This is a genomic window from Dysgonomonas sp. BGC7, from assembly GCF_001261735.1.
Lineage (GTDB): Bacteria > Bacteroidota > Bacteroidia > Bacteroidales > Dysgonomonadaceae > Dysgonomonas.
Map to the genome: position 1 here is coordinate 22353 of NZ_CVRP01000018.1, position 18853 is coordinate 41205.

The window sequence follows — 18853 nt, forward strand, 5'->3', positions numbered from 1 at the left end:
GTGTTAATAATAAGAGTAGTCAATAGAAAACGAAATATTATGGATAATTTTTACTTGTCGAATGATGATGAAAGAGACGAACTGAAAAGAATAAAGCGAAAAAACAGAAGGCGAAATACTTTTCTTGTTCTTATGGCTTTGCAAGTAGGTTCTTTTTTTCTTTCCTATTATTTAGGGCGTTCTCATAAAGATTAGTTTAATGGCTGTCGTTTTGGCGGTTTAAGAAAGTTTGTCGCTAAAATATAGCGGCGAAAAATAAAGCCTGTTCTATATGCTTAAAATAGAACAGGCTTTGTTATAATTATAGAGCTGTTAGTTCTTAAAGTCTAATTCTCCATCTTTCAGACCGATAATGATCGGTGACGATTTGTCAATTGTGCCACCGAGTAACTGTCTCGATAAGGTGTCGAGAACGGTTCTTTGTATTACTCTTTTTACAGGACGGGCTCCAAATTCGGGATCAAATCCCATTTGGGAGATCCAGCCGATGGCTTCGTCTGTAAACTTGAGATCTACTCCATTGCTTTTTAGCATCTTGATCACGCTGTCGAGCTGTATTCTCACCACCTGTTCTATTTCTTCCACATTAAGTGGCTCGAACATTATTATCTCATCTATACGGTTCAAAAACTCGGGTCGAATATTCACTTTCAACATATTCAAGACTTCTCGTTTGGTTTTTTCCACTACCTCGTCATGATTCACAGGAGTTATTCCTGCAAAGTTTTCACGTATCAGGCTCGATCCCATATTCGAAGTCATTATTATTATGGTATTCTTAAAGTTTACCACACGTCCTTTATTGTCAGTCAGACGACCATCGTCCAATACCTGTAACAATATGTTAAACACATCGGGATGAGCTTTTTCTATTTCGTCGAATAGTACAACAGAATACGGTTTGCGGCGAATGGCTTCTGTGAGCTGTCCCCCCTCGTCGTATCCTACGTATCCCGGAGGTGCTCCTATCAGTCTTGTTGCACTAAACTTTTCCTGATATTCGCTCATATCGATACGGGTCATCATATTCTCGTCGTCGAATAAGAATTCGGCAAGGGCTTTTGCTAGTTCGGTTTTACCAACACCGGTAGTACCTAAGAAAATAAACGAGCCGATAGGTCGTTTCGGATCTTGAAGTCCGGCCCGGCTGCGTCTTATGGCGTTAGACACAGCAGCGATAGCTTCATTTTGTCCTACTACTCGCTGATGTAGCTCATCTTCCAGATTCAAGAGCTTTTCACGTTCGCTTTGCAACATTTTATTGACAGGTATGCCTGTCCAGCGCGAAACTACATCAGCTATGTCGAATGAGTCCACCTCTTCTTTTACCATCGCCTGATTTCCCTGCATTTCGTGCAATTGAACCTGAAGTTTCCCGATTCCGTCTTCCAGTTCTTTTAGTTTTCCGTAACGAAGCTCGGCTACTTTTCCGTAGTCTCCTTCACGTTCGGCTTTATCTGCCTCAAATTTTGCATTCTCAATATCTATCTTATTCTGCTGAATCTTATTGATAACTTCTTTTTCCGACTGCCATTTTGCTTTCAGATCTTTTTCTTCCTCTTTGAGTTGGCTGATCTCTTTTGTCAGTTCCGATTCTTTAGCTTTATCATTCTCTCGTTTGATTGCTTCCCGTTCTATTTCCAATTGTTTAATACGGCGGCTTTTTTCGTCCAACTCTTCAGGTACGGAATCTACTTCCATGCGTAGTTTGGCTGCTGCTTCATCCATCAGATCGATTGCCTTGTCAGGCAGAAATCGGTCGGTGATATAGCGGCTCGATAACTGTACGGCTGCAATTATAGCCTCATCTTTGATACGTACTTTGTGGTGGTTTTCATATTTCTCTTTTAGTCCACGCAAAATAGAAATTGCATCCATCTCACTTGGCTCGTCTACCATCACAATCTGGAAACGCCGTTCAAGAGCCTTGTCCTTTTCAAAATATTTTTGGTATTCGTCCAAAGTCGTTGCTCCTATCGAACGCAATTCTCCCCGGGCAAGTGCGGGCTTTAGTATATTGGCGGCGTCCATAGCACCTTCGCTTTTTCCGGCACCTACAAGGGTATGTATTTCGTCTATGAAAAGTATTATTTCTCCTTCCGATTTGGTAACTTCATTTACCACCGATTTTAGTCGCTCTTCAAACTCTCCCTTATATTTTGCTCCGGCAATCAAAGCTCCCATATCTAGCGAATATATCTGCTTGCTTTTCAGGTTTTCGGGTACATCACCTCGTATAATACGATGCGCCAAACCTTCTGCAATAGCAGTTTTTCCGGTTCCGGGTTCACCTATCAATATAGGGTTGTTCTTTGTCCTTCTGCTGAGTATCTGAAGCACTCGTCGTATTTCTTCGTCACGACCAATCACAGGGTCTAGTTTGCCATCTTTGGCACGCTGTGTAAGATTAATCGCATACTTTTCTAACGACTGATATGTGTCTTCGGCCGACTGGCTGGTTACATTATTGCCTTTTCTCAGTTCGTTGATTGCTGCCTGTAGCTCTTTTTCTGATACTCCTGCATCTTTCAATATCTGTGAAGCAGAACTTTTACCTGATAAGATACCGAGAAACAAATGTTCTATAGACACAAACTGATCTCCCATCTTTTTTGCATAATCGGCGGCTTTGTCCATATTCGTGTTGCTTTCTCTGCTCAGATAGGGCTCGCCTCCCGATACTTTCGGAAACGAATCTATTTCTTTGTTCAGCACCGAAGTGATGTGTCCGGCGTTTATGCCTAATTTCTGAAAAAGGAAATTAACTACATTCTCTCCGGCAAGGATAACACCCAATAATATATGGGCGGGCTCGATGGCTTGTTGTCCTTTCTCTTTTGTTATCTCAATAGCTTTTTGTACAGCTTCTTGAGATTTAATTGTAAAGTTATTGAAATTCATATGTTTAATATTTTATTATAGTCTTATGTAAATAACAAATTGTTTAATGTAAACGTTCAAAATATTTGCCAAACAGCATATATTTGACAAAATGTCAGTTTGAAAATCTTTCTGAACAAAAGGAGTGTTTCTTACAATATTTTATGTAAGTTTGTGCATCACTGTTAGGGGTGTTCTTCTAGTAAAGAGCTGAGATTAAACCCTTGAACCTGATATGTTGTAATTGACATCGTAGGGAAACGGTTGCTTTTTAGAAATGTAAATTTTACATATTATAATATTATAGCCGTTTTGTACATTACAAAACGGCTTTTGTTTTTTATAAAAATCAGAATAATGATAGATATTCAATGTTTAATTAGAGATTTGGGTGAAGTAAGAGCAAAGTCTCCGTTGGTTCATAATATTACAAATTATGTAGTTATGAACAATACGGCTAATGCTCTGCTGGCTGTTGGTGCATCTCCCGTGATGGCACATTCTCTCGAAGAAGTAGCCGATATGGCAGGTATAGCATCTGCTTTAGTAATTAATATAGGTACGCTCGAACCATTTTGGGTGGAAGCAATGCTGATAGCCGGCAAAACGGCATCAACAAAAGGTACTCCTGTTGTATTAGATCCCGTTGGGGCTGGTGCTACAGCTTATCGTACGAAAGTATGTAAGCAGATAATCGAAGAGTGCAAGCCGTCTATAATAAGAGGAAATGCTTCTGAAATAATGGCTCTCTGCAACTCGGCACAACAAACAAAAGGTGTAGATAGCACCGATTCGTCTGAGGTTGCAGTAGATTATGCAAAGGCATTGGCTAAGCAGTTGGGAGCTGTAGTTGTTGTTAGCGGGCAAACTGATTATATTACTGATGGAACAGTGGTGAATACTGTAGAAAATGGAAATCCGATGATGGCTCGTGTTACCGGAATGGGATGTACTGCTACTGCCATAGTTGCTGCCTTTGCTGCCGTAAATAAGAATGTACTCGAAGCTGCTACTCATGGTATGGCAATAATGGGTATTTCGGGAGAAATAGCATCGCGAGAATCAGCAGGAAACGGGAGTTTACAGGTAAATTTCTTAGATACGCTGTACAACCTTGACGAGAAGGATATAAAAGAAAATATCAAGAAGTGAATAGAATATTAGATTTTGATTTAAGCCTTTATTTGGTTACTGACCGTTCTTTATCGTTGAACCGTTCTTTGGTTGAAGTTGTCGAAAAAGCAGTTAAAGGAGGTGTGACGATGGTGCAGCTTAGAGAGAAGGATGCCTCTACATTGGAATTTTACAATTTGGCAATGATGTTGAAGCCACTGCTCAGTTCTTATAATGTCCCTTTGATAATAAATGACAGGCTCGATATTGCTCTGGCATGCGATGCCGATGGTGTACATATCGGACAGAGTGATATGCCCTATGCAGTAGCGAGAAAACTACTGGGGAAAAATAAAATAATAGGCTTATCGGTAGAGAGCATACAGGATGCTGTGGATGCTAACGGTTTAGATGTGGATTATATAGGTATATCTCCTGTCTTCGATACTTCTACAAAAACAGATACAGCCAGAGCCTTAGGGCTGGAGGGTATAAGAGAAATAACCCGCATATGCAAGCATCCGAGTGTTGGTATAGGAGGAATAAACAAAGAGAATGCAAGGAGCATAATGATGTCCGGAGCTAAGGGGGTGTCTGTTGTGTCGGCAATAATGTCGGCAAAGAACCCCGAAACGGCAGCAATAGAATTGAGGAATATAATAAGCAAAACAAATAATATATAAACAAATGAAATGGAGCGAAGATGCATGGAACGCAGCCAAGCCTGTATATGATAATATACTGAAACTGCCGTTTATCGAAGGATTGATAAACGGCACGCTAGAACAAAGCAAGTTTATTTTCTACATACAGCAAGATGCACTTTATCTGGCTGAATATGGTAAAGTGCTGACGGCAATCGCAACACGGCTAAACAGGGCTGAGCATATAGAAGCTTTTATCCACTTTGCAGCCGATACAATGGTTGTAGAAAGAGGTCTACATGAATCGTTTATTAGTCAGATAGATGGTTGTGCTAACCCTAAAGCCTCGCCAAGTTGTTTGTTATATACCTCCTTTCTACAAAAGCAGGTTGCTTTTGCTCCGGTCGAAGTTTTAGTTGCAGCTGTATTGCCTTGCTTTTGGATTTATAAAGAGGTAGGAGATTATATTCTCGAACATCAAACGAAAGGTCAAAATCCTTATCAGGCGTGGATAGATACTTATGGAGGTGAAGAATTTGAAAAATCCGTGAATACGGCTATTACTATCTCTAACGAATTAGCAGATAAATGCACGAAGGAGCAACGGCAGCAAATGACAGATGCCTATGTTATGTGCTCAAAAATGGAGTGGTTATTTTGGGATAGTGCATGGCGACTCGAAAAATGGCCTGTTTAAATTAAGTAAAAGAAAGAAGAAAATGAAGAAATATAAAATAGCGTTGTCTATTGCAGGCAGCGATCCTAGTGGGGGAGCTGGAATACAAGCTGATCTTAAAACTTTTTCTGCTTGTGGTTGCTATGGTGCAACGGCGATAGTGGCAGTGGTAGATGAGAATACGGTTGGGGTAACGGGTGTACATCCTATTCCTGTGTCATTTGTGTCGGGACAAATAAAATCAGTGTTGGACGATATCGGGGCAGACGCAATAAAGATAGGCATGCTTCATTCGTCAGAATTAATTAGGGCTATAAAAGAGACTTTGTCTCATTATAATGTCAGAAATATTGTTCTTGATCCTGTAATGGTTGCTACGTCTGGCGACAAACTGTTGCAAGACGAGGCAATAGAAACACTGAAAAATGAACTGATACCTTTTGTAAGAGTAATAACACCCAATATCCCCGAAGCTGAAATTTTATTAGGAAAGAAGATCAAGAGTCAGGAAGATTTGTTTTCGGTAGTCAAAGACCTTTCGTTTGGAAATAAGGTGTCGGTAATGTTAAAGGCAGGTCATCTTACTGACGATAAACTTATAGATGTATTTTACAATGCCGAAAGTGGAGAAATTATAAAACTGGAATCGAAGCGTATCTACACCAAAAACACACATGGAACAGGCTGTACTTTTTCTTCTGCTATTGCTGCGTATCTGGCTAAAGGTTTGCCTCTGAACGATGCGGTGCGAGAGGCCAAAGAGTACATAAATAATGCTATAGTTGCAGGTGCAGATTATGAAATAGGAAAAGGCCACGGGTCGGTACATCATTTTTCAAAATTCTGGGATTAACGTTCTATAAGTAGACAGAGTTTTTCTACCTTTGGGTTTTCAATTACAAATTATCATAAAAATGGCTTGTGAAGATTCTAAAAAGGAAAAATTCGCTACGCGGATAATAAATCAAAGGTTCAACAAAAAAGATGTACATGGTGCGATATCTATGCCGGTTTATCGCAGTGCTGCATTCGAGTTTGCAGATGCTGACAGTATAGCTGCTGCATTTCAGTATAAAGAAGAAATAGCTTCGCATACTTATACCCGCATAACGAACCCTTCGGTAGAGAATCTTGAACGTAAAATAAAGGCTGCCTCTAGTGCCGAAAATGTGCAAATGGTAGCATCAGGGATGGCGGCTATTTCAAACACGTTTTTGGCAATTGCGTATGCAGGAGCTAATATTGTAACGTCTCCACACCTGTTTGGAAACACATTTTCTTTTTTCAAGTTCACACTGGCTGCTTTTGGAGTAGAGGTGCGATTTGTGAATACAGATAATATAGAAGAGGTAGCTTCAGCTATAGACGACAATACATGTGCTTTTTTCTGTGAGCTGATAACTAATCCTCATTTAGAAATAGCAGACCTTCCTGAAATATCAAAGCTTCTCAAGAGTAGAGGTGTTCCCATGATTGTAGATACTACCATTGTTCCTTGGTGCGGATTTGATGCACGAGAAGCAGGAGTCGATCTGGAGGTGGTTTCTACAACTAAATATGTGTCGGGAGGAGCTACGTCTATTGGAGGAGCTATTCTTGACTACGGAACTTTCGACTGGAAAAATAATAAAAGATTGAACGATGTAGCAAAGACGGATTCAATGTCTCAGTTTACTTTCAAACTAAAGAGAGAAATTGCCCGCAATCTTGGTGCGGCAATAGATCCGGAAGTCGCTTATTTGCAGTCATTGGGCATGGAGTCGTTGCAAGTCCGTTTCGAGAGAATGTCGGAATCTGCCTATAAGTTAGCTCAGTTTCTCGAACGACAGGAACAAGTGGTAAAGGTAGGATATACCAAATTGTCTTCCTCTCCCTATAAAGCAGTTTCAGATAAATTATTTACGGGCAATCCGGGAGCTATGCTTACATTTAGTCTCAAGGACAAAGCGGCTTGTTATAGTTTTATGAATCAACTGCAAATAATAAGAAGAGCAACCAATCTGTTCGACAACAAAACACTTATAATCCACCCTGAGTCTACAATATACGGCACTTTCTCGAAAGAAATGAAACAGGTGATGGGTATAGAAGATAATCTACTGCGTCTGTCTGTAGGGCTAGAGGATATAGAGGATTTGCAGAACGATATTAAGCAAGCTTTATATTCGTTAAAGTAAGTTTAATATTTTGTTATAATTGTCAACAGTTAGTCCTTTTTTTAAATAAAAAATAGTATTTTTGTGCTCTAAACGAGTAAAAATCAATTTCTGGCGCTAATCCGCTGATAAATATGAAAATACAGATTGTAAACGGGCCAAACTTAAATTTGTTGGGAAAGAGAGAGCCTGATATTTATGGCAACACATCTTTCGATGACTATTTTGCCCGGTTACAGCAATTATATCCAAATTGCGAATTATCTTATTTTCAGTCTAATCACGAAGGTGATATTATTGACAAAATTCATGAAGTAGGATTTTTATTCGATGGTATTATTATCAATGCCGGAGCCTATACTCATACGTCCATTGCCATTCATGATGCTATTAAAGGCGTTAAGACACCGGTGCTGGAAGTTCATATATCAAATATTCATACAAGAGAAGAATTTCGGCATAAGTCTATGATTGCTCCAGCTTGCAAAGGATCTCTGATAGGCTTGGGTTTGTTGTCGTACGACTTAGCGATAGACTTTTTCCTGAAAAAGGAAAAGGCTTGAATTTAAATAATTAAAAAGAACTATATATTAAACAAATTTCCATTTATGACTCAGAAAAAAACGAAAATTGTAGCTACAATTTCAGACATGCGTTGTGACGTTGACTTCCTTCGTTCACTATACAATGAAGGAATCAATGTTGTGAGAATGAACTCCGCTCATATGACAGAAGAGGGCTTTGTTCAGGTAATGACAAATGTACGCGCTGTATCGCCTAGTATTGGTATTATGATGGATACTAAAGGTCCGGAGATACGTACTACTAAAACTGCTTCAGGCGAGAAAATCGTAGTTAAAACAGGAGATAAAATTAAAGTTATCGGAGATTTGGATTTTCTTTCTACACCGGAACAAGTGTCGGTTTCTTATCCAAGCATCGTTAAGGATGTGCCTGTAGGTAGCACCCTTTTGATCGATGATGGTGAAACTGCAATGAAAGTGATCGACAAAACTGCTGATTATTTGCTTTGCGAAGTTCAGAATGATGGAACAATTGGTAGCCGCAAGAGCGTGAATATACCGGGAGTAAGTGTAAACTTACCTTCTATTACTGCAAAGGACAGAAGAAGTATTGAAATTGCTATCGAAAACAAAGCTGACTTTATAGCTCACTCTTTTGTGAGACATAAACAAGACGTTTTGGACGTGCAAAAGATATTGGACGAATATAATAGCCCTATCAAGATTATCGCTAAGATCGAAAATCAGGAAGGTGTAGACAATATCGACGAAATATACGAAACTGCTTACGGAGTAATGGTTGCTCGTGGAGACTTAGGAATTGAAGTTCCTCAGGAAAAAATACCTGGAATCCAACGTCTTCTTATACGTAAAGCTATAGAATACAAGAAACCGGTAATTGTAGCTACTCAGATGTTGCATACAATGATCGAAAACCCTCGTCCTACACGTGCCGAAGTAACGGATATTGCTAATGCAGTATATTACGGAACAGACGCAGTGATGTTGAGCGGTGAAACAGCTTATGGTAAATATCCGGTTGAGGCAGTTCGTGCGATGGCTCAAATTGCAGCAGCAGCAGAACAATCTAAATTGGATGAAAAAGTAATTCCTGTTCCATTCAAGGACTCTGAATATGATACTACTTCTTTCTTGGCTAAACAGGCAGTAAAAGCTGCTACTCAGTTAGGTTTAGGAGCTATTATCACAGATAGCTATACTGGTCGTACGGCTCGTACTATCGCAGCTTTCCGTAGTAAATGTCCTGTATTTGCAGTATGTTGCAGTCACGAAGTTGCTCGTCAGCTTTCTGTATGTTATGGTGTTGAGGCTAGCTTCCAGGAATCTACAGGTTATACAACTCACAAGCATAAAGAATATTTCTTGAAAGCCCTAAATACTCTTCTTGAGCGTGGAGTTATCAAGAAAGAAGATACAGTTGCTTATCTTAGTGGTTCATTTGGTGAAGGTAAAGGAACATCATTCCTTGAAATCAACGGAGTAGGCCGTGTTGTAGATGCTGCTGACGCTTTCGAAGTACCGGTAGACTAACTGAAAAATAGGTGTTGATTATTGTTGAATAATCAAACTTGTAAAATATAATAAGAAAAATGAGGTAATGAGATTTGTCATTATCTCATTTTTGTATAAAATATCTATCTTCGAAAAAAAAGATTTTAATGGGGTTAGAAAGTAACGAAGCTATAGAAGGCTATATACTCTCTCATATCGATGAAGAGAGCGATTTGTTGAAGCAACTCAACCGTGATGCACATGTAAATTTGCTGAAGCCTCGTATGCTGTCGGGGCATTTGCAAGGTCGGATGTTGAAGATGTTCTGCAGAATGCTTCAACCTAAATATATTCTCGAGATAGGTACATATACGGCTTATGCAACTCTCTGTCTGGCAGAGGGAGCCATTGACGATGCCGAGATTCATACTTTGGAAGTGAACGATGAACTGGAAGACTTCATTATGAAATATCTGCATCAGACTAAGCTGAAAGATAAGATACATTTGCATATTGGCGATGCTATGGAAATAATACCTACCATCGACAGGGTTTTCGATTTGGTATTCATCGATGCAAATAAACGGCATTATATAGAATATTACAATCTGATCTTCGATAAAGTTCGTTCAGGCGGACTTATTATTGCGGACAATACTTTGTGGGATGGGCATGTGCTCGATGTTCCGAAACCTGCAGATAAGCAAACTATCGGCATACAAATGTTTAATGAAATGGTGGCAAAAGACGATAGGGTAGAAAAAGTGATATTGCCTGTGAGGGATGGTCTGACTCTTATATGGAAGAAATAGCAGATCGGTATTTTATCTTTACTGTATAAAGGATAACCATTGTTAGCTGTTAACTGATTACTGTTAACTGAAAAGTATTACCTTTACATTCTAAATTATTAAAATAAATGGATACAACCAGACAAGAAAAAATAAATCGTCTTATTCAAAAGGAACTAAGTGAAATATTCAGGAAGCAAACACAGCAGATGCGAGGGTTGATTGTTTCTGTCAGCACAGTACGTGTGAGTCCCGATTTGGGGATGGCAAAAGTATATCTGAGCATTTTCCCTTCCGAGCAGGCAAAGGATATATTGACAAATATCAAGACAAATATCAAGACTTTGCGTTTCGATTTAGGACAAAAGTTGGGAAAACAGTTACGTGTAATTCCTGAATTGGCGTTTTATCTCGACGACTCTCTCGATTATCTGGAGAATATAGATAGGCTATTAGGATCTGATAATAAAAAAGACGAATAAGCCTTGAATCTTCCTCTGCATATAGCCCGGCGTTATCTTTTTGCTAAGAAATCTCATAATGCAGTTAATGTCATATCTTTAATCTCGGTATGTGGTATTGCTATTGCCACAGCTGCACTGGTGTGTGTATTATCTGTGTTTAACGGCTTTACGGGGGTAGTGACTAAAACATTTAGCGATTTCGATCCCGATTTACAGATTGTTACTGTGTACGGTAAAGTGTTCACGCCTAATACGTCCCAACTGGAGAAAATAAAGAGTATTACGGATGTAGAATTTATTTCAGAATCTTTAGAGGAAAATGCCCTTGCGATATATGGAGACAGGCAAGAGCCAATTGTACTTAAAGGTGTTTCTTCCGAATTCGAGAATCTCGCAAATATAAAGAACCTGATAATAGATGGACGCTTTGTTTTGCGTGAAGGAGATGTGGATAATGGAGTAATAGGTGCAGGGTTGGCTATGTTTCTGAATGTAAGAGCCAACTTTATGAGCCCGGTCGAAATATATGTGCCTAAGAGGAATGCTCGTGTCAATCCTGCGAATCCATCTAGTGCTTTCGATCGAGATGATGTTTTTATAGGCGGTGTATTTGCTCTCAATCAGGCTAAATATGATGATCAGATGCTTATTGTGTCTATCGACCTTGCCCGCGAATTGCTAAGATACGAAAAGGAAGTTTCGTCTTTGGATATAAAACTGAAAGAAGGAGCAAATGTTGCTTCTGTGCAAAAGCAAATAAAAAGTATTATAGGAAATAACCTGATTGTAAAAGACCGTTTCGAGCAACAGGAAGATATGTATCGGATGGTGAATGTAGAAAAATGGGTGACATTTCTTATTCTTGGTATTATCCTCATAATAGCTGCTTTTAATGTCGTTGGTTCTTTATCTATCTTGATAATAGAAAAGAATGAGGATATTATTGTGCTAAAGAATCTTGGAGCAAATAATAAACTGATTACACGTATTTTTCTACTCGAAGGCTGGCTGATAAATCTGGTAGGAGCTTTTTCCGGACTTATTTTAGGACTTGTTATTTGTCTGTTGCAACAATATTTAGGTTTACTCAGACTGGGGTCGGGACAAGGCGAATTTGTGCTTGACGCATATCCGGTTTCTGTCTATCCATTAGATATATTACTTATTTTAATAACAGTGTCTGTTATTGGATTCTTAGCCGTAATATATCCTGTAAATAGCTTGCGTAAGCGTTTGTAGGTAAACTTTCGGTTTTTATTCTCCTGCTTGTGGAGGGATTTCCTGTTGTTGGCTTGGTATTACAGGCTCAAAAGCAACAATGCTATCCACTATAAATTTAGTGTAACCTCTCCAAGGCAACACTCCGTAAAATTCTTTATAGTGTAGTTTTACATTTTGTCCGCTCAGAGACATTAGTTTTATTGCAAGGTCTTTGTCGTCTATCGAAAATTGAAATTCATTGGATTGCAATCCTTGTTGTCCCGGACGAAATCCCGATTGAATCAATTCTCCTTCATATGTTTTAAAGATAATACCCTTATGTTTCACATTGTTCAATATTCCGGCTTTTACGCCCGAATCGCTGTAAGGAACATAATACCATATATAGCCAAATATCAGTAATCCGACAATTATTATAGTAGCTATTATTAACGATACTTTTTTCATAATTCTTGGTGGTTAATCTTCTGATTGTTAAAACGTATAAAAAAGTGTTTTGTTCAGGAGGCAAAGATATTCATATTTTTAAACTATTTTTGTTCTGGCATAGAATTTATAACAAAGGAACAAAAGAAAGATCAGATGATTGTAAAAGATGCACAGTTTGTAATTAGTAATACCGATTATAGAAAATGTCCTCAGGACGATAAACCTGAATACGCTTTTATAGGACGTTCCAATGTGGGAAAGTCTTCGCTTATAAATATGCTTACCAATCGTAAAGGATTGGCAATGACATCTTCGAAGCCGGGAAAAACACAGCTTATCAATCATTTTATAATTAACGACGAATGGTATTTGGTCGATTTGCCCGGATATGGATATGCGCAACGAGGTAAAGAGGGTAGAGAGAAGATACGTGTAATTATAGAAGATTATATTCTCGAACGTGCTCAGTTGACCTGTCTGTTTTTATTGTTAGACTGTCGGCACGAACCTCAAAAGATTGATTTGGAATTTATAGAGTGGTTAGGCGAATCGGAAATACCGTTTGCAATAGTCTTTACCAAAATAGACAAAATAAGTAAAGGTAAATTGAGTGATAATATGGCTCTCTATACATCTAAGCTTCATGAAACCTGGGACGAATTACCTCAGATTTTTTACACGTCCTCTGAACATAAACTTGGTGGACAAGATATATTGAATTACATAGAAAGCATAAATAAAAATATTAAAGAATGAATCAGGATATACATGCACGATATATGCAGCGTGCTATAAATCTTGCAAAGAAGAGTGTTGAAGCCGGAGGAGGCCCTTTCGGTGCGCTCATAGTTAAGGACGGAGAAGTAGTCGCTTTAGGGCATAATCGTGTTACTCTCGATAAAGATCCCACAGCACATGCTGAAGTTTCTGTTATCCGTAAAGCATGCAAGAAGCTTGACACATTCGACTTGTCAGGATGCGATATATACACTTCTTGCGAACCGTGTCCGATGTGCCTTTCGGCTATCTATTGGGCGCATATCGATAACATATACTATGGTTGTACCAAGGCAGATGCAAAAGATATTGGGTTTGACGATTCTTTTATCTACGATCAGATTGATCTGAAGCCTGAAAAACGGTCGATACCTACATCTCATATATTGCGAGACCAAGCTTTAGAAGCTTTTCATTTATGGGTAGCGAAAGACGATAAAACAGAATATTAATAATAATATATTTAATAGAGAAAATTATGTTGTTAGTACCTCAGATAAAAGTTTCGGATGTAAACAATCAGTCTTCTATTGTAGAAGCTATGCAAAATGTAAGCGAAAGTAGTATAGCAACTCTAAATTGGCCGGACCAATTTCCTTCAAAGCCGGAAGTGACTTTTAAGTTGGCTCACAATGGAGAATTCCTGTTTTTGGAATATAATGTTGAGGAAGATGAGATTTTAGCAAAAACGACAGAAGATAATGGCCCTGTATGGACAGATTCTTGTGTCGAATTTTTTATCTCTTTTCCGGACTCAGACTTTTACTATAATATGGAGAGCTCATGTATCGGAAAAGTGTTGCTAGGCTATAGGCAGGGACGCAACGATGTCGTATATGGCGATGCGGGTGTAATGTCGTCTATAAAGCGCTATCCGAGTTTAGGTACAGCACCTTTCGAGAAGAAACAAGGTGAGTTCAAATGGAGTTTGCTTCTTGTTATTCCTGTATCTGCATATTGGAAATCCGGTCTGACCTCATTTAATGGCGTTACAGCCAAGGCTAACTTCTTCAAATGTGGAGATGATCTGACTGTTCCTCACTTTTTGTCTTGGAATCCTATTGCAACAGAAAATCCGGATTTTCACCGTCCTGATTTTTTTGCGGAATTAAAATTTGAATAAATTGAAAAATATGATGTTAAGGTTCAAATATAGAGGGTGATACATCTTTTTATTTTTGTGTTAAAAAATCTTTCGTCCTATATATTTTTTTATATCTTTGCGTCACGAAAAACAGGTTCCGTTTTTCTAAATATGGATATATTTAATTTTTATGAAAAATAATCTATTCGATAGGTTCAAGCCTAAAGAAAGCAAGTTCTTTCCTTTAATGACCGGGATGGCGCAGGTCATAGTTGTTGCATCAGATCTGATAATAGAATGCGTTCAGATAACTAACCATACTGAGGCAGTAGAGTATTACAAAAAAATAAAAGAACAGGAGCGAAAAGCTGATGATATTCAAAATCAGATTTTCGAAGAACTCAATGAGACTTTTATTACGCCTTTCGATAGAGAAGATATCAACCATCTTTCTTCGACAATGGATGATGTGATGGATCTTATCAACAGTTGTGCAAAACGTATAATGCTCTATAGCCCAAAAGTAATGCCTGAGGCATCTCTCCGTTTGGCTATGTTTGTGCGCGAATCTGCCGGTTTCTTGGTTAAGGCAATAGAAGAGCTTGACGTACTGAAGAAAAATACAAATAGAATAAAAGAATATTGTGAACAATTAGGCGTGGTTGAGAAAAAAGCTGACGATGTATATGAGCATTTTCTTATTGACCTCTTCGAAAACGAAACAGATGCAATAGAAGTAATTAAACTAAAAGATATCTTACATGAGCTAGAGCGTGCAACAGATGCTGCCGAAGCTGTAGGTAAGATTATTAAAACAATGATTGTTAAGTATTCATAATTACAAAAAAATGACTCTATTAATAATAATCATTGTTTTAGCTGTAATCTTCGATTTTATCAATGGTTTTCACGATGCAGCTAATTCAATAGCTACAGTCGTATCCACAAAAGTTCTTACTCCTACTCAGGCCGTAATCTGGGCCGCATTTTTCAACTTTGTTGCATATTTTATAGCCAAATTTATCATAGGTGGATTTGGTATAGCTGATACGGTTTCTAAGACCGTTGATATGAGTTTTATTGCAAATCCTTCTCTTGTGATTGTCGCAGGTCTTGTAGCTGCTATTATATGGAATCTTATTACTTGGTGGTTAGGTATTCCTTCATCATCTTCTCATACTCTTATCGGAGGTTTTGCCGGAGCCGGAGTTGCTGCTTCTGGTTTTCAGGTAGTGCATGCCGGAGTGATTGGTGTTATCGCACTATTTATAGTTGTGGCTCCATTGATTGGTATGATTGGCGGTAATATAATAACCCTTATAACACTCCATTTTGCAAAGAAAATAAAACCGGCTAAAGCTGATCGTTGGTTCAAGAACTTACAGCTTGTTTCCTCAGCAGGGCTTAGTATCGGTCATGGATTGAATGACTCTCAGAAGGTAATGGGTATTATTGCTGCTGCCTTAATCGCATACACGGCTGATAATCCTGATGTGCATCCTTGGTTGTATATGGGGTCTATGGCTGATATGCACGACTGGGTTCCGTTGGTTTGCTTCTTTGCCATAGCGCTGGGTACAGTATGTGGAGGTTGGAAGATAATGAAAACAATGGGTAATCGTATCACTAAGATTACTCCTATAGAAGGTTTTTGTGCTCAAACAGCAGGAGCTTTAACTTTATTTCTTACCGAAAAATGGCATATTCCGGTTAGTACAACTCATGTTATTACAGGTAGTATCATTGGTGTTGGGTCAGTAAAACGCTTATCGGCTGTTCGCTGGGGCGTTACTAAAGATTTGTTAATAGCTTGGATTCTCACTATCCCGATAAGCGCATTGATGGCCATATTAGTATATCACGGATTAGCATTGATAGCTCTGTAAAAATAGTTGTAAATTATTCTTGTCATATATTAACGAAAGATCAAATGTTATTGTTAAATCATAAACAATAGTATTTGATCTTTCAGCTTAATTGCTATATTTACAACTTATTTTATTGAGATAGGCTTTACAAAATCAGACTATATCTTATCTTAACCTATAAGAATAAAAGATACACTGAGAAGTGAATACTAAAAAAACAGACAAACTATGCAAAACAAACAAACTGTATTTTTCCTTACTTTATTATTATTGTTATGTTCATATACTTCGGTATTTTCTCAAATTACAATAGGAGTAAGTGATGAGCCGGTAACTGGTGCTCTTCTGCAATTGAAGCAGGACGAAGGAGACACGGGTGGCGCAAATTCGCGAAAAGGGATGATATTGCCTCGTGTAGTACTCACTGATCTGAATAAGTTGATGATGGACGGAACTGCCGAGTATACCGGAGTTGATCGAGATTCTCATCTAGGCTTGGTCGTATACAATGTGAATGAAAATAGATGTGCTGATGATCCTATTTTCAAAGGTGCTTATGTTTGGTCAGGAACTAAATGGGAGTTACTGAGAAAAGAAGAAGCTCCTTATTTTATTGAGAATGATCAGGAAGGAAAGCCTTTTAAAGCTCGTGATTTTGGACCACAGGCAGGAGTGTGGATGTTGGAAAATCTTGCTGTAACAAAGTATGCTGATGGAACTCCTATACCTATGATCGGAAATCTGGGAGCAGATGTTGCCGGCTATGGATATCCTCGTACGGATGCAACAAAAACGGAATGGAATACTCCAATGCCCGAATGGAAAAGACATCATGGACTGCTTTATACTTTCCCTACGATATCGCGAGGATATGTTCCTACTCAAATAGATCAGAAAGTTTTAGATATTGACATGTCTGTAAAAGGAAATGAAGTAGAAGTAGTGTTGGAATCTACTGCCGGGGCTAAAAATGGCAAATTGCAGGGACCTTGTCCTAACAACTGGCATGTACCGAGTGATAGGGAGTGGTCGGAATTGGAGAAGGTGATATATAATGATATACCGAAATATAGCACCTATGCAAAAGATGATAAACCTACTCCTGATGTATGGAACGATCAGTGGGGTGTAGGCTGGTGGATATGGGACAGACCTTCGGGGCTGGATCCGAATAATGGTATACATGGGCATAGTCTAGCCATGTTGAATCCATGCTTAACACCCGGGCTTTCGTCACCTCCTTCAGGATATCAATATGGAAAAAGTCTTCTGGGTGTAGAAGGCGGCTTCGATGCTTATCGATTAGGTTTAATTACTGGGTATCTGAATCAAGCAATGACAGCAGCATCTTATGGAAAATATGCTTATTTTTGGACGAGTAGTCGTACTTCGCCTCTTAGTACTATAGACAGACGATTTGATTCGGCCTCCTCTATATATCGAGGAAATGGAGACTTGCATATACCGATGTCTATTCGTTGTAAAAAAGACTAATATTGCTGATAAAGAATTAGTAAATTAATTATATAATTTTTATTTTTAAGCGCTTGGGATAACTTCTCAGGTGCTTTTTAATTTATTTAGTATTGGTTATTTGTTTGTAATATTCGGAAGGTGTAATATTCATTTGTTGCTTAAATGCCCTGTTGAAAGAAGACTGGCTACTAAAACCCGAAGACATGTATATATATTCCAGTGTGTATTTTGATGTGTTGCTTTGTATTAGTTCTTTAGCCTTTTCTACCCTATAGTAATTGACCAAATTATTGAAGTTCATATTTTTATTCTTTCGTATTGCTTTGGCTAAATAAGCAGCATTTATATCCAAATCGTAGCCCATTTGCGTGATTTTGAAATTAGAGTTGAGGTAGGGCTGCCTTGTTTCGATATAATTTGTGATTTGTTGATATATCTTTTCATACTTATGGTCGTCTTCATTATCTAAAATAGTTGACAGATTTTCTTTACTATTAGTCGAGTCCACCGCGTTTTCGATCTGGCCGATCTGTATTTGATGAAAATAGTGTATATAATAAAGACAATAGCCAACTGCCACTAATGTTAAAAGAGCATTGATCATCTCTGAAAATAACATTTGGAAAAGTGACATGTCCGGATAATTTATCGGAGCATTATCATATACAGCGTATTGTAAGATGAAAGTGATGATAAATGTACACAACATGAGACATATACATAGAACAGACCATTTAAATGCATTTTTAAAAGGAAATGCGGTATACAGGTATATTGGAATAACAATATACCAAAACAGAGGAGTTACTACACCTTTCAACAGACATATTATTGTTATAAAGTGCATAGGAATAAGTGCTGCAATAAGGTATGCTTTAATAGACTTTTTTATATAATTAATAGGTATAAAGTGTACTATTATAATGGGTGTTATATTTAGAGTGCATCCTATCAAAAGTACGTATATTAAAGGATACGGTAGATTATAGAGAAGAATACTTAGAGTGTATGCAATGAAAACAATGTATAAGATGCCTAATGTAAATTTCTTAAATGCCTTGTTGTAGAGGTTTGTGTTGTTTTTCTTCATAAAACATATTACGTTTCTAACTGTAAAAGTATGAAAAATAAGCTTTTTATCGTAAATAAACGATCTGGGTATAAAGCGAAAATCGCATTTGATATATGTAATTATATTTCTTATAATGAGGGTGTTAATGTAGTCTTATTTTGAATTT

The 18853-nt window shown here is 38.1% G+C and carries 20 protein-coding genes and 1 riboswitch; of the genes, 17 read left to right on the plus strand and 3 right to left on the minus strand.

Features of this window, described 5'->3' with window-relative positions; all coding sequences use genetic code 11:
- The first annotated feature begins 39 nt into the window (after positions 1–39).
- Complete coding sequence (locus BGC7_RS18065; protein ID WP_185112987.1) at positions 40–195, plus strand: hypothetical protein; 156 nt, start codon at positions 40–42, stop codon at positions 193–195.
- Positions 196–312: 117 nt separating this feature from the next.
- Here the strand turns inward: BGC7_RS18065 and clpB are convergent, their stop codons facing one another.
- A complete protein-coding gene (gene clpB, locus BGC7_RS14600; RefSeq protein WP_050702344.1) occupies positions 313–2901 on the minus strand; it encodes an ATP-dependent chaperone ClpB in 2589 nt (862 codons plus the stop codon).
- 156 nt (positions 2902–3057) lie between these two features.
- Positions 3058–3156: riboswitch (TPP riboswitch) on the plus strand.
- A gap of 81 nt (positions 3157–3237) precedes the next feature.
- Between clpB and thiM the strand changes: the two genes are divergently transcribed.
- The 10 genes from thiM (at position 3238) to BGC7_RS14650 (ending at position 11999) form a co-directional block, all read left to right on the plus strand.
- Entirely contained in the window at positions 3238–4032 is a 795-nt protein-coding gene (gene thiM / locus BGC7_RS14605; RefSeq protein WP_050702345.1) for a hydroxyethylthiazole kinase, read from the plus strand.
- Positions 4029–4676, plus strand: a complete 648-nt coding sequence (gene thiE / locus BGC7_RS14610) for a thiamine phosphate synthase (RefSeq protein WP_347339000.1) — start codon at positions 4029–4031, stop codon at positions 4674–4676. Before thiM ends, thiE begins: the two co-directional genes overlap by 4 nt.
- Positions 4677–4680: 4 nt before the next feature.
- Positions 4681–5334: a thiaminase II gene (gene tenA / locus BGC7_RS14615; RefSeq protein ID WP_050702346.1), complete on the plus strand. Its 654-nt coding sequence runs from the start codon at positions 4681–4683 to the stop codon at positions 5332–5334.
- A gap of 22 nt (positions 5335–5356) precedes the next feature.
- Positions 5357–6166, plus strand: coding sequence for a bifunctional hydroxymethylpyrimidine kinase/phosphomethylpyrimidine kinase (thiD, locus tag BGC7_RS14620; protein WP_050702347.1), 810 nt, complete (start codon positions 5357–5359; stop codon positions 6164–6166).
- A 61-nt stretch (positions 6167–6227) separates the two neighbouring features.
- A complete protein-coding gene (locus tag BGC7_RS14625; RefSeq protein ID WP_050702348.1) occupies positions 6228–7490 on the plus strand; it encodes a PLP-dependent transferase in 1263 nt (420 codons plus the stop codon).
- A gap of 113 nt (positions 7491–7603) precedes the next feature.
- Positions 7604–8032 (plus strand): type II 3-dehydroquinate dehydratase, encoded by a 429-nt coding sequence (gene aroQ / locus BGC7_RS14630; RefSeq protein WP_050702349.1) that lies wholly within the window; start codon positions 7604–7606, stop codon positions 8030–8032.
- Positions 8033–8077: 45 nt separating this feature from the next.
- The gene (gene pyk, locus BGC7_RS14635; protein WP_050702350.1) at positions 8078–9544 is read left to right on the plus strand and encodes a pyruvate kinase; all 1467 of its coding nucleotides are present in this window, start codon (positions 8078–8080) and stop codon (positions 9542–9544) included.
- A 128-nt stretch (positions 9545–9672) separates the two neighbouring features.
- Complete coding sequence (locus BGC7_RS14640; RefSeq protein ID WP_050702351.1) at positions 9673–10317, plus strand: O-methyltransferase; 645 nt, start codon at positions 9673–9675, stop codon at positions 10315–10317.
- A 107-nt stretch (positions 10318–10424) separates the two neighbouring features.
- A complete protein-coding gene (rbfA, locus tag BGC7_RS14645; RefSeq protein WP_050702352.1) occupies positions 10425–10778 on the plus strand; it encodes a 30S ribosome-binding factor RbfA in 354 nt (117 codons plus the stop codon).
- Between the two features lie 3 nt (positions 10779–10781).
- A complete protein-coding gene (locus BGC7_RS14650) occupies positions 10782–11999 on the plus strand; it encodes an ABC transporter permease (RefSeq protein ID WP_050702353.1) in 1218 nt (405 codons plus the stop codon).
- A 15-nt stretch (positions 12000–12014) separates the two neighbouring features.
- Here BGC7_RS14650 and BGC7_RS14655 read toward each other — a convergent pair whose 3' ends face one another.
- The gene (locus BGC7_RS14655; RefSeq protein ID WP_050702354.1) at positions 12015–12428 is read right to left on the minus strand and encodes a hypothetical protein; all 414 of its coding nucleotides are present in this window, start codon (positions 12426–12428) and stop codon (positions 12015–12017) included.
- Between the two features lie 135 nt (positions 12429–12563).
- Here BGC7_RS14655 and yihA point away from each other — a divergent pair, with 135 nt between their 5' ends.
- The 6 genes from yihA to BGC7_RS14685 all read left to right on the plus strand — a co-directional run bounded on the left by yihA (position 12564) and on the right by BGC7_RS14685 (position 17633).
- Positions 12564–13166 carry a ribosome biogenesis GTP-binding protein YihA/YsxC gene (yihA, locus tag BGC7_RS14660; RefSeq protein ID WP_050702399.1) on the plus strand — a complete coding sequence of 201 codons (603 nt, stop codon included), beginning with the start codon at positions 12564–12566 and terminating at the stop codon, positions 13164–13166.
- Positions 13167–13189: 23 nt separating this feature from the next.
- Positions 13190–13639, plus strand: a complete 450-nt coding sequence (locus tag BGC7_RS14665; RefSeq protein WP_082206790.1) for a nucleoside deaminase — start codon at positions 13190–13192, stop codon at positions 13637–13639.
- 26 nt (positions 13640–13665) lie between these two features.
- Entirely contained in the window at positions 13666–14310 is a 645-nt protein-coding gene (locus tag BGC7_RS14670; RefSeq protein ID WP_050702356.1) for a carbohydrate-binding family 9-like protein, read from the plus strand.
- 151 nt (positions 14311–14461) lie between these two features.
- Positions 14462–15109 (plus strand): DUF47 domain-containing protein, encoded by a 648-nt coding sequence (locus BGC7_RS14675; RefSeq protein WP_050702357.1) that lies wholly within the window; start codon positions 14462–14464, stop codon positions 15107–15109.
- 10 nt (positions 15110–15119) lie between these two features.
- A complete protein-coding gene (locus tag BGC7_RS14680; protein ID WP_050702358.1) occupies positions 15120–16157 on the plus strand; it encodes an inorganic phosphate transporter in 1038 nt (345 codons plus the stop codon).
- 210 nt (positions 16158–16367) lie between these two features.
- The gene (locus tag BGC7_RS14685) at positions 16368–17633 is read left to right on the plus strand and encodes an FISUMP domain-containing protein (protein ID WP_050702359.1); all 1266 of its coding nucleotides are present in this window, start codon (positions 16368–16370) and stop codon (positions 17631–17633) included.
- Between the two features lie 82 nt (positions 17634–17715).
- Here BGC7_RS14685 and BGC7_RS14690 read toward each other — a convergent pair whose 3' ends face one another.
- The gene (locus tag BGC7_RS14690; RefSeq protein ID WP_050702360.1) at positions 17716–18705 is read right to left on the minus strand and encodes a helix-turn-helix domain-containing protein; all 990 of its coding nucleotides are present in this window, start codon (positions 18703–18705) and stop codon (positions 17716–17718) included.
- Positions 18706–18853 lie beyond the last annotated feature (148 nt).